Origin of the sequence: Corynebacterium sp. NML 120412 (assembly GCF_002285155.1) — a bacterium.
Lineage (GTDB): Bacteria > Actinomycetota > Actinomycetes > Mycobacteriales > Mycobacteriaceae > Corynebacterium > Corynebacterium gottingense.
Genome location: NZ_NSGL01000001.1, coordinates 576,078 through 587,948, shown reverse-complemented (window position 1 = coordinate 587,948; position 11,871 = coordinate 576,078). Strand labels below are relative to the sequence as shown.

12 protein-coding genes are annotated in these 11,871 nt (G+C 64.9%); 11 read left to right on the top strand and 1 reads right to left on the bottom strand.

The features are described 5' to 3' along the window. The 9 genes from thyX to CKJ84_RS02655 all read left to right on the top strand — a co-directional run bounded on the left by thyX (position 1) and on the right by CKJ84_RS02655 (position 10,474). Positions 1-753, top strand: coding sequence for an FAD-dependent thymidylate synthase (gene thyX / locus CKJ84_RS02695; protein ID WP_095545854.1), 753 nt, complete (start codon positions 1-3; stop codon positions 751-753). A 64-nt stretch (positions 754-817) separates the two neighbouring features. Continuing rightward, positions 818-1,726, top strand: a complete 909-nt coding sequence (gene dapA / locus CKJ84_RS02690; RefSeq protein ID WP_095536845.1) for a 4-hydroxy-tetrahydrodipicolinate synthase — start codon at positions 818-820, stop codon at positions 1,724-1,726. Between the two features lie 2 nt (positions 1,727-1,728). After that, positions 1,729-2,007 carry a hypothetical protein gene (locus CKJ84_RS02685; RefSeq protein WP_095545853.1) on the top strand — a complete coding sequence of 93 codons (279 nt, stop codon included), beginning with the start codon at positions 1,729-1,731 and terminating at the stop codon, positions 2,005-2,007. Positions 2,008-2,105: 98 nt separating this feature from the next. Next, on the top strand, positions 2,106-3,860 hold the full coding sequence (locus CKJ84_RS02680; RefSeq protein WP_095545852.1) for a ribonuclease J: 1,755 nt from the start codon (positions 2,106-2,108) through the stop codon (positions 3,858-3,860). Between the two features lie 93 nt (positions 3,861-3,953). Beyond that, positions 3,954-4,397 (top strand): hypothetical protein, encoded by a 444-nt coding sequence (locus tag CKJ84_RS02675; RefSeq protein ID WP_095545851.1) that lies wholly within the window; start codon positions 3,954-3,956, stop codon positions 4,395-4,397. 21 nt (positions 4,398-4,418) lie between these two features. Further along, positions 4,419-5,051 carry a TIGR03085 family metal-binding protein gene (locus tag CKJ84_RS02670; protein ID WP_095546385.1) on the top strand — a complete coding sequence of 211 codons (633 nt, stop codon included), beginning with the start codon at positions 4,419-4,421 and terminating at the stop codon, positions 5,049-5,051. A 106-nt stretch (positions 5,052-5,157) separates the two neighbouring features. Further along, positions 5,158-8,514 carry a DNA translocase FtsK gene (locus CKJ84_RS02665; RefSeq protein WP_369801149.1) on the top strand — a complete coding sequence of 1,119 codons (3,357 nt, stop codon included), beginning with the start codon at positions 5,158-5,160 and terminating at the stop codon, positions 8,512-8,514. Further along, the gene (locus CKJ84_RS02660) at positions 8,515-9,117 is read left to right on the top strand and encodes a DJ-1/PfpI family protein (RefSeq protein ID WP_095545849.1); all 603 of its coding nucleotides are present in this window, start codon (positions 8,515-8,517) and stop codon (positions 9,115-9,117) included. Between the two features lie 184 nt (positions 9,118-9,301). After that, entirely contained in the window at positions 9,302-10,474 is a 1,173-nt protein-coding gene (locus CKJ84_RS02655) for a TerC family protein (protein WP_095545848.1), read from the top strand. A gap of 32 nt (positions 10,475-10,506) precedes the next feature. Here CKJ84_RS02655 and CKJ84_RS02650 read toward each other — a convergent pair whose 3' ends face one another. After that, entirely contained in the window at positions 10,507-10,800 is a 294-nt protein-coding gene (locus CKJ84_RS02650; RefSeq protein ID WP_095545847.1) for a YciI family protein, read from the bottom strand. Positions 10,801-10,846: 46 nt separating this feature from the next. Between CKJ84_RS02650 and pgsA the strand changes: the two genes are divergently transcribed. Beyond that, positions 10,847-11,386, top strand: coding sequence for a CDP-diacylglycerol--glycerol-3-phosphate 3-phosphatidyltransferase (gene pgsA / locus CKJ84_RS02645; RefSeq protein ID WP_233125461.1), 540 nt, complete (start codon positions 10,847-10,849; stop codon positions 11,384-11,386). Next, positions 11,376-11,870, top strand: coding sequence for a CinA family protein (locus CKJ84_RS02640; protein ID WP_095534764.1), 495 nt, complete (start codon positions 11,376-11,378; stop codon positions 11,868-11,870). The genes pgsA and CKJ84_RS02640 overlap by 11 nt, the downstream gene beginning before the upstream one ends. Position 11,871: the final 1 nt, after the last annotated feature.

Sequence of the window (11,871 nt, the reverse complement as noted above, 5' to 3'; positions counted from 1 at the left end):
ATGGCCGTTTCCTCGCACTTGGACGTCCAGCTCATCGCTGCCTCCCAGTTCCGCGCCCCCGCGGGTGTGGCGTGGGAGGCCGACCCCACGGCCACCGACGCGGAATCGCTCGTAGAATTCGCGGGCCGGGCCTGCTACGAGACCTTTGACCGGCCCAACCCGCACACGGCGGCGAACGACGCCTACCTGCACCACATCCTGGATGTCGGGCACGACGCACTGCTCGAACACGCCACCGCGACCCTGTACATCCGCGGCCTGTCACGCGCAGCAGGCAACGAGCTGCTCCGCCACCGGCACTTTTCCTTCTCCCAGCTGTCGCAGCGATTCGTGCATAGCGACGACAACGAGGTCGTCGTCCCCGACATCATCGCGGACGACGAGGAACTTTCGCGCATGTTCCTGCGCGCGGTGGATGACTCCCGCTTTGTGTACGACGAGCTGCTGCAGGCCCTGGAGGAAAACATGGCCTCGGAGCCGAACGCGCTGCTGCGCAAGAAGAAGGCCCGCCAAGCCGCGCGCGCGATCCTGCCCAACGCGACCGAAACCAGGTTCGTCGTCACCGGAAACTACCGCGCGTGGCGCGGGTTCATCGCCTCGCGGGCGTCCGAGCACGCGGACGTGGAGATCCGCACGCTCGCGGTCGAGTGCCTGGAGCTGCTGCGCGGTCAGGCGCCAGTGTTGTTCAGTGACTTTTTGATCAGTGAGCTTGCCGACGGCACGCGGATGGCCACCAGCCCCTACGTGCGGTAGGGGCGGGGTTGCAGAGGGGCGTCGATAAGCACTTGCGTTAACGAAGAGGGTAGTCTGTGTGCTCATGGGCACATCTATGAAAGCTAACCTCGGTGCAGAAGTCTTTGGCACCGTCTGCGTCGCAATGGTCACGCCGTTCGATTCCAACGGAGAACTTGACTGTGATGCAGGCCGAAAGTTGGCAGCCCACCTTGTAGATCATGGAATCGACTCGCTTGTCCTCGCAGGCACAACCGGCGAATCCCCGACCACCACGGTGGAGGAAAAGCTGGCCCTGCTCAAGGCGGTCAAGGAAGAGGTGGGTGACTCCGCAACGCTGATTGCGGGAGCCGGCACAAACAACACGAAAACCTCGATCGCGCTGGCGCAGGCCTCGCGCGATGCCGGGGCGGACGCACTGCTGGTAGTCACCCCGTACTACTCCAAGCCCTCCCAAGCAGGCGTAAAGGCCCACTTCACCGCCGTGGCCAAAGCGACCGACCTGCCGATCTGCCTGTACGACATTCCCGGCCGCTCCGGAATCCCCATTGCTGGGGAGACCATTGCTGAGCTGGCTGAACTCGAGACAGTGCAGGCGGTAAAGGACGCGAAAGGCAACTTCTTTGAGGCCGCTCCGCTCATTCAGAGCACGGGCCTGGCCTGGTACTCCGGGGACGACCCGCTCAACCTGCCCTGGCTGTCCGTTGGCGCGACCGGAATGATCTCCGTCGTGGCGCACGCGGCTCCGCAGGCAATGCGTGACATGGTGACAAGCTTCGAGGAAGGCGACCTCGCCCGCGCGCGGGAAATCAACGCCAACACCCTGACCGTGCTTGCTCGACAGCAAGCGGCGCTCGGCGGTGCAACATTTGCAAAGGCAGCCCTGCGACTGCAGGGCATCAACGTAGGGGCGCCGCGCCTGCCGGTGGTTGACGCAACCCCGGCGCAGCTTGAGGCGCTCCGTGAAGATATGGAAAAGGCTGGAGTTCTCTAAGTATGAACGAACCCCGTAATCGCTCCCGCAAGGTGACCCGCAAGGCGGGCCCGCCGGAGCCTGCTGAGCAGCAGCCCGCGTTCAAGGCGCCGTCCCAGCAGACCCCCAACAACGAGTCCCACGGCGACGGCCACAACGACGCCGACCACGGAAGCGGCAACGGCAAGAACGGCGGTGGCCGCAACGGTGGCCACGCCAAGAACGGCGGAAACGGCAACGGCAATGGCAACCAGGGCAACGGCCGTGGCGGCAACGGCCGAAGGCGGGCTAGATCGCGTTGAGCTCGCCGACTGACGGGCCGGTCAACCTGTATGCGACCACCCTTGCCGGGGATGACCCTGTCAACCCGAGGCGGGCGACCCGGGAGCTGCGGCTGTTGATGAGTGCGGACGGGCCGACGTGCTCCTGGGCGGATTGCCACCAGCCGGCGAAGGACACGCTACGCATCTACGCGCTTGGCGGCATTTCTGAGATCGGCCGCAACATGACGGTCTTTGAGTACAACGGCAAGCTGCTCATCGTGGACTGTGGCGTGCTCTTCCCCAATTCCGGCGAGCCGGGCGTGGACCTGGTCCTGCCGGACTTCGGCCCCATTGAGAACAAGCTGGACAAGGTTGAGGGCCTCGTGGTCACGCACGGGCACGAGGACCACATCGGCGCCATCCCGTGGCTGCTCAAGCTGCGCCCGGACATCCCGATCTACTCCTCGCGCTTTACCAACGCGCTCATCGCCGCGAAGACGAAGGAGCACCGCCAGCGCCCGAAGCTGCACGAGGTGAACAAGGACTCCGAGGTGACCCTCGGCCAGTTCCGTCTCCGGTTCTGGCACGTCGGCCACTCCATCCCGGAGTGCCTGGGCGTGTCCATCAAGACCGGCGCCGGCCACGTCGTCATGACCGGCGACGTCAAGGTGGATCAGACCCCGTACGACGGCAAGCCCACCGACATCCCCGCGCTGTCGAGGCTTGGCGACGAAGGCGTGGACCTCTTCCTCTGCGACTCCACCAATGCGACGATCCCGGGTATCTCCGCTTCGGAGGCCGGCATCGAGGACACCCTGACCCGCCTCGTTGCGCAGGCGAAGCAGCGCGTGGTCATCGCGTCCTTTGCGTCCAACGTGTCGCGCGTGCAGATGGCGGTCAATGCCGCCGTGGCGAACAACCGCAAGGTTGCGTTCAACGGCCGCTCCATGCTGCGCAACATGGAGATCGCGGAGAAGATGAGCCTGCTCAAGGCCCCGAAGGGGACCATCATCCCGATCGAAGAGGCCGCCAAGATGGCGCCGCACAAGACGGTGCTCATCACCACCGGCACGCAGGGCGAGCCGATGGCTGCGCTGTCGCGCATGTCGCGCCGCGAGCACCGTCAGATCACGGTCCGCGACGGCGACACGATCATCCTGTCCTCCTCCCTGATCCCGGGCAACGAGGAAGCCGTCTTTGCCGTGATCAACAACCTTGCGCAGATCGGCGCGAAGGTGATCACCAACAGCGAGGCGCACGTCCACGCGTCCGGTCACGGCTACGCCGGTGAGCTCCTGCAGCTCTACAATGCGGCGCGGCCGAAGAACGCGATGCCGGTACACGGCGAGTGGCGCCACATGCGAGCAAACAAGGAGCTCGCAATCTCCACCGGCGTCCGCCCGGAGCACACCGCGCTCGCGCAGAACGGCGTGGTGGTGGACATGCACGCCGGCAAGATCAAGGTGGTCGGCCAGTACCAGGTCGGTCAGCTTTACGTTGACGGCGAGACCATGGGCGACGTCGACCCGGACGTGCTGGCAGACCGCAGCTCGCTCGCATCCGGCGGCGTTGTGTCCATCACCTGTGTGATCGACGACCGCACCGGCCAACTGCTGGAGGCCCCGCGCGTGTCCACCACCGGTTTCTCCGACGACGACCGCGACTTCAATAAGAAGCTCGTCGAGCGCGTCGAGGGCGTGATGGGCGACCTCGCCGCAGAGGGCGAGAACGACCCGTACCGCATGGTGCAGCAGCTGCGTCGCAAGGTCTCCCGCGCGATTGAGCAGAAGTACAAGCGCGAGCCGGTCATTCTGCCGACCGTCGTGCCGATGGCTGCGGATAACCTGCCGGTTGAGGACGACGACATCGAGCTCACCCGCGAATCGCTGTAGCCGCATTTCGCTTGGCGACGCCAACCCCCTCGGCCTGCAAGTTCGGACCGAGGGGGTTGCGACGTTCATGACAGGTGTGTATAAAAATGGTCTATGATGGACTGCACAAAGACCACCGCCTCAATGATCGCCGCCACAATTCTGCTCGCGCCCGCTGCCCACGCCGATGACGCTGACGCCGACACCGACTGGACCGGCGGACACCCGCTGCCCGAGGGCACTGAGGTGCCGCACGAGCCGGGGTATGGCTCGGCCTGGAGGATGTACGACGTGATCAAGTTCGGGGACCCGAATTTTCGCAACAGCGAGGCCCGGGGAGTGCGCGTCATCGGTGACTTTGATGCGGACCAGATGCTGTGCTCCATGAACTTCAAAGGTGGTGTGGGGTCCTGCTACGTCGACGGCCGGCAGGTGACCGACTTGGGCTGGGCCAAGGGCGGCAAGCTCGTCACCGCTGACGCCAAGATCGCACCGTTTACTCCCATCATTCAGGCGTTCGCCAGCCTCGAGCACCGGCTCTCTAGTTCTGCGAGCTAAAAGAACGCTAGGGTGGGCACCATGTCTTTAGCTTCTCGTGAACGTGAAAACCTTGGTGCCCTCCTTCTGCAGTTGGGGCCAGACGCCCCGACGTTGCTCGATGGCTGGACCACCCGCGATCTCGCTGCACACCTGTACGTGCGTGAGCACCGCCTTCCGTGGGGGGTTGGCAACTTCTTCTCGCCGTTGGCCAAGAGGCTGGGCAAGGAGATGGACAAGGCTCGGAACCGTCCGTACGAGGACAACATTCAGGATTGGCTCGCCGGTCCGAGCAAATTCGCCGCGCCCCTTTTTGCGCCGCTGAACACGGGCGAAAACTTTGTCCACCACGAGGACGTCCGCCGCGCGCAGGGCACCGATGTGCAACCGAGGGCGCTCAGCGCCGCCGCGCAGGAGCGCCTGCTCAAGTCCGCGACCAGCTACGGCAAGGTGACGCTGCGCAAGGCGCCGGTCCCGGTGATTCTCACGCCGGAGCACCTGCCGCCCGTCACGCTTGGCGACAAGTCCGGTGTCTCGGATCAGGGCGATCGTGTCGTCCGCGTCTTCGGTGACCCGAGCGAGCTACTGCTGTGGGTCGTCGGCCGTGCCGCAGTGGCAAAGGTGCGGGTGGACAACGAGGAACTGCTCGAGGGCTACGAGATGTCCGTCGGATAGTCGGTTTCTTAAGGGGCCAATGGGGGAGTGGCTCCCCTCGATACGGCGAGGTTTTTCCGCGCCACCCCGAGTTGCCTATGGGAAGTATGTGACTCGAGGTATTAGAGTGACAGCCATGTCTGTCAAAAATTCCGCACCACGCTCAACGCGTCCCCGCTCGAGCGGGGCGTCGACGCGGCGCAATGGCCCCGTGTCGCTGACGCACCCGCCGACATCATCAATGGTGGCCGCGGAAACTGCCGACGAGCGCGTCGGCTCGGCCACCAGCGTGGTCGGTCGCTCCATCGGCGCGGCAGCAAGCTCTGCGGCGCGCGGGGTGAGGGGCGTGTTCGGGGGCCTGTCCCGTCGCGTCAGCGGTGGCCGTGATGGTCGCGGTGGTCGCGGTGGCCGGTACGCCACCGACGAAGAACTCGACGACAGCTTTGACCCGTTTGATGATGAAGAGGAGCACGTGCAACAACGCACCCGTACGAGGAGCGCAAAGCGATCCGCCCGCCGCGGCGACGACCATAACGACTACGCCGACCACAACGACTACGACGATTATGACGATCGTGGCGAGCAGGCCGAACTCGGCGACGACGGCAGGGGGCTTCCGCGGCGCGGTCGCGACAGCATAGCCGAGCACGCGGATGCGTGGGGACTACTCCTTATCGGCCTCGCCGCAGTCATCGGTGCATCGGTGTGGCTGGACATTGCCGGTCCGATCGGCGAGCTCATCGCCACAGTGACCCACTGGGTAATCGGCGCTGGCGCGCTCATCCTGCCGGTCCTCCTCGTCGGGATCGCCATCGCGTTGATGCTCAATGTGCGCACGCCGCGGGATGTCCGCAACCGGGTCTCGCTGGGCCTGGGCATTATCGCGGTGGCCATGCTCGGACTCGTCCACGTCTTCGCCGGCAACCCCGCAGATTGGGAGACGCGCCGCATCGCCGGAGGTGTCATCGGCGCATACACGGGCGGCCTTTTGGCCAAGGGCTTCTCCTCGTACGTTGCGATCCCGCTCCTCGCACTCGTGATCGTGTACGGCGCGCTGAAAACCACCGGTATTACCGTGCGCCAGGCGTACGACTACGTCGTCGCGCGCATTTCCGAGCTTTTCGACGCCACCAGAAACCCAAGCGATGACGACGTTGACGATGAGGACGCTGACGGCTTGGACGACGATTTGTACGGCCACGTCGAACGGGACCTGGACGACATCGCCGAAGGACGCGAGCGCCGCTACAACCGTCGGCCCGCGCAGCGACGGGAACGCCCCGCCCGATCTGACCGCGCTGACCGGTCCGACCGCGAGGAGGCGCGCCGAGAGCGTCTGCGCCGAACCCGCCCGCGCCGCCGCACGCCGATGGACAACTACCCGACGGACGAGCAGCACTCCGATCCGACCGAGGCGTTCGACCGACAGCGGGTGGACGACTTCGGCGAACCGGTCGCGGAGGCCTTCGACGCTCCTGCCGAGCCCGAGGTGCACGACGATCCTTCCCCGGCGTCTTCGAAGCGCGGCACCACCCGCGCACGCAAACACAGTGACGACGGGGAGACCAAGGTCCTGAAGCGCACCGCGGAAGCTGCGGGCGGCGTTGCGGGCGCTGCAGCCGGGGCCGCAGGCGCGGCGAAGGCTGCAGGGGCCGCAGGTTCCACTGCGGCGGCGGGCGCTGCTGCTGGCGCGGGCGCTTCCGCGGCGGGTGCCGCCGCTGAGGCAGCCGGTGACGCAGTGAGCAACTCCCGCGAAGCCGTGCGCAAGGCGATCGTCGCCCGCTCCGGTGTCGACGCGTCCGCAGTTCCGGCCTCAACCCCGAAGTCCGAGGTGGAGGCAGCAAGCGTCGACCCGGCGCAGCAGCGTGCGCGCAAGATTCAGCGCAACTCGGACTACGCGCTGCCGTCGACAGACTTGCTCATCCAGGGCAGCGCTCCGAAGACGCGGACCGAGGCGAATGACCGCATGATCGAGGCGATTACGGACGTCTTCGAGGAGTTTAAGGTCAACGCCCAGGTCACCGGATTTTCGCGCGGCCCGACGGTGACGCGCTACGAGGTCGAGCTCGGCCCAGGCGTGAAAGTCTCCAAGATCACCAACCTGCAGTCCAACCTGGCGTACGCGGTGGCGACGGACAACGTACGCCTGCTGACCCCGATCCCGGGCAAGTCCGCCGTGGGCATCGAGGTGCCGAACCGCGACCGCGAGATGGTCCGACTGCGCGACGTGCTCGACGCGCCGAAGGTGGCCACCGACGAGGACCCGATGCTTATCGGCCTGGGCAAGGACATCGAGGGCGACTTCATTGCGTCCTCGGTGCAGAAGATGCCGCACCTGCTGGTGGCCGGCTCGACCGGTTCCGGTAAGTCCGCCTTCGTCAACTCCATGCTGGTTTCGCTGCTTACACGCGCGACCCCGGAGGATGTGCGCCTGATCCTCGTGGATCCCAAGATGGTTGAGCTGACTCCGTACGAGGGCATCCCGCACCTGATCACCCCGATCATTACGCAGCCGAAGAAGGCTGCGGCCGCGCTCCAGTGGCTGGTCGAGGAGATGGAGCAGCGCTACCTGGACATGAAGCAGGCGCGCGTGCGCCACATCAAGGACTTCAATAAGAAGGTCCGCAGAGGCGACATCCAGGCACCGCCCGGATCGGAGCGCGAGATGCGCCCGTACCCGTTCATCGTGTGCGTGGTCGACGAGCTCGCCGACCTGATGATGACCGCGCCCAAGGAGATCGAGGAGTCGATCGTGCGCATCACGCAGAAGGCGCGTGCAGCCGGCATCCACCTGGTGCTCGCGACGCAGCGCCCCTCCGTGGACGTCGTCACCGGCCTGATCAAGACCAACGTGCCTTCGCGCCTCGCGTTCGCCACCTCCTCGTTGACTGACTCACGCGTCATCCTGGACCAGGGCGGCGCCGAGAAGCTCATCGGTATGGGCGACGGCCTGTTCATCCCGCAGGGTGCCGGCAAGCCGCAACGCATGCAGGGCGCCTTCGTCACCGACGAGGAAATTCAGGCAGTGGTCGACGCCGCGAAGTCCCAGGACGAGCCCGACTACGTCGAGGGTGTCACCGAGGAGAAGCAGGCAGAGAAGAAGGTCATCGACGACGACATTGGAAAGGACCTCGACGACCTGCTCGAGGCCGTCGAGCTGGTTGTCACCTCCCAGCTCGGCTCGACGTCGATGCTGCAGCGCAAGCTGCGCATCGGCTTTGCCAAGGCGGGCCGCCTCATGGACCTCATGGAGTCCCGCGGCGTCGTCGGCCCGTCCGAGGGATCGAAGGCCCGCGAAGTGTTGGTCAAGCCCGAGGAGCTGGAGACCATCATTTGGATGATCAAGGGCGCGGACCCCGCGGAGGCACCCAAGGAGCAGTCGCTTGACGACGACGCGCCGTCGCCAAGCGACGCCCCGGAGGCAGGCGACGACAACACCCGCACGGTGGAGGCGACCTACAACCCGACTGGCGGCGCGTTCTAGATGTCACGCCGTAGCTCGAGGAGATTCTCGATCGTCCTGTTTGAGGAATTCGAACTCCTCGACGTGGCCGGGCCGTTGGAGATTCTGTCCAAGGTTGAAGGGTGGGACACCGAGTTACTCTCACCAGATGGGAGACCGGTGGGCGCGTCCCAGGGTGTGCGATTCGAGGTCGATGGCTCCTACGCGCAGAAAAGCGGCGACGTGCTCGTTATCCCCGGAGGGCTCGGGACGCGAACGCTTGCCCGTGACGAGGAATTTCTTCGAAATCTCACCTTGATGGCGAACGGCGCGAGTGTCCTCATGTCGGTGTGTACGGGCTCGGCACTGCTCGCCGCAGCGGGACTCCTTGAGGGATATGCGGCAACCAGCAACAAGCGGGCATTTGCATGGGCCACTGGCTTCGGGCACGAAATCGACTGGCGCAAATCTGCCCGGTGGGTGCATGACCGCGATCGGTGGACGTCTTCCGGAGTGTCGGCCGGGACGGATATGGCGGCGGCATTCGTCGCAGCCGAGTGTGGAGTGGATGTGGCGCGCGAGGTTGCTTCCGCTATCGAGCTCCGCCTGAACCTTGACGCTGACGAGGACCCGTTCGCTGTGTAGCCGTGACTCGCGCGGCGCACAGGGTGGTGTATTGTTGGACGAGCTTGGAGGGGAGTACCCCGTAAGCGCCTGGACCGTCAACACGGAAGCGTCGGTAAGCGATTGCCCCGGTCTGGGCCGCCCCGCGCTGGGTGGGGGAGACCTCCGGTCATCTTTGTTCGAACTCTGACCGGAGGAAATGTCTATGCATGTGCCCCTGTATATCTGGCTCATCACCTCAGCGGTGATTCTCGGCTTCTTCGTCTTTGACTTCGTCTCGCACGTGCGAAATGCGCACGAGCCCACGATGAAAGAGTCCGGAGGTTGGGCCGCCTTCTACATGACGATGGCCGCAATCTTTGGCGGCATCGTTTGGTGGCTCTGGGACGCCGAGCACGGCGTGCAGTTCTTCACGGGCTACATCACCGAGCTTTCACTGTCGGTGGATAACCTGTTCGTGTTCGCCTTGATTATGGGCGCCTTTAAAATCCCTCGGGCGTACCAGCAAAAGGTGCTGCTGATCGGCATCGTCATGGCGCTGGTCTTCCGCCTCCTGTTCATCCTGCTGGGCGCGGTGATCATCGAGGCGTGGTCGGACGTGTTCTACCTGTTCGCAGCCTTCCTGATCTACACGGCGATCAAACTCATCTACGACGAGGCGACAGACCAGCCCGACGAAGACCCGAACGACATGTTCGTGGTGAAAACGCTGCGCAAGGTCATTCCGGTGACTAAGTCCTACCACGGTGACCGACTGGTGTCGAAGACTGAGGCGGGGAAGAAGGCAGTGACCCCACTGTTTGTGGCGCTGCTGTCCATCGGTTTTATCGACGTGATGTTCGCGTTCGACTCCATTCCGGCTATTTTCGGTATCACTCAGGAGTCGTTCCTGGTCTTCACCGCGAACGCCTTCGCGCTGCTGGGCCTGCGCCAGCTGTACTTCTTGCTCAACGGCCTGCTGGACAAGCTCGTGTACTTGCCGTACGGACTCGCGATCATCCTGGGATTTATCGGCGCGAAGCTGCTGCTACATGCACTGCACGAGAACAACTTGCCGTTCATTAACGGGGGCGAGGGCCTGGCCGTACCGGAGGTTGGCACTGTCGCCTCGCTGGTGGTGATTGTGGGCGTACTCGTGGTCACTGCGGTGGCGTCGATCCTTAAGGATCGGGCCGACGTGAAGGCCGGCAAGATGGATCCGAACGAGACGAGCTACCACATCGACTATGACGACCATGGCAACCGCCGCAAGGTGGACAAGCACGGTCACCACGTCGAGTGGGTCGATGATCCGGCTACCTCCGGCAAGGGAGATCACACTGCCACGGGTTCGCGGGAGACGGATCACCTGCACGTCGCCCGCGGCGGTAAGAAGTAGGGACGAGGGGCGTCCCGGGCGGAAACGCCGGCTTACTTCTCGGCGAAGATATTGCTCACCGGGTTCCACTCGTGGACCTCGCGGGACGCGAGCGCGGACTTCTCGGTGTAGGGGTCCGCGTCCATGATTTCCTCGGCGTCCGCGACCGTGGCGGTGTCCGGCAGCTGCAGGATGATGAGTGCCTGCTCGCCGCCCGCGTACGGGCCGGAGCCGACGATCCGCCCCAGCGACAGCTGGCTGGCGATGAATTCGCGGTGGGCGGGGCGGGTGGCGTCGACAAGCGCCGTGTCCTCGCCGTAGGTATAGGTAAACGCAAAATACTTCATGGGTGGCAGTCTAGGCCACGGCGAATGGGTAGGTAGGCTGGTTTTTGTGAAGACTCAGTCCAATTGGAATCTGCCGAACGCTCTGACGTCGCTGCGAATTCTGTTTATCCCCGTGTTCGCGTGGCTTGTGCTCACGCAACACTGGTGGTGGGCCTTTTGCCTGTTCGTGGCGCTCATGATCACGGACAAGCTCGACGGTGACATCGCCCGCGCGCGCAATATTGTCACCGACTTTGGCAAGATCGCGGACCCGATCGCGGACAAGGCGCTGATGATCACCGCGCTGGTGACGCTCAACATCGCGAGCTCCTTGCCCGTCTGGATCACGGTGGTCATCATCGTCCGCGAGCTTGGCATCACGTTCTGGCGCATGTGGATGCTACGCCAGGGCCACGTCGTTCCAGCTTCCAAGGGCGGCAAGCTCAAGACGGTGCTGCAGACCGTCGGCGTGGGCATGTACCTGTGCCCGCTGCCTGGATGGATGGACATCCCGACGCTTACGGTCATGCTCATCGCCGTCGTGGTGACCGTGGGCACGGGCGTGCAGTACCTCGTGGACGCGCGAAAGGCCAACAATGGAGCGTGAGCTCGTCGCATTGCTTATCGACGCCCCCGCCACCCTCGCCTTCTGCGAATCCCTCACCGCAGGCCTCGCGGCCGCGACCGTGGCGCAGGTGCCGGGCGCTTCCGCAGTGTTGCGGGGCGGCCTGGTCACCTACGCGACGGACCTGAAGGAGTCGCTGGCTGGGGTACCGCACGCGGTGCTGGAAGCGAACGGCCCCGTTAGCCCCGTCACGGCGCGCGCCATGGCCGAAGGCGCGCGCCGAGTCTGTGGTTCGGACTACGGCGTCGCGCTGACTGGCGTTGCCGGACCCGACCCGCAGGACGGGCACCCGGTTGGCGAGGTGTGGGTCGGCATCGCGGGTCCGCGACGGAGCTTCGCCCTGGCCGCGGGTGGCACCGAGCCGCTGCGGGGATCGCGCCAGGACATCCGCGAGGCGGCGGTGGGCGCGGCGCTGTCGGCCCTGTACAACGAAGTCCGGGAACAAACACAAGGGGAGGACCGTTAGT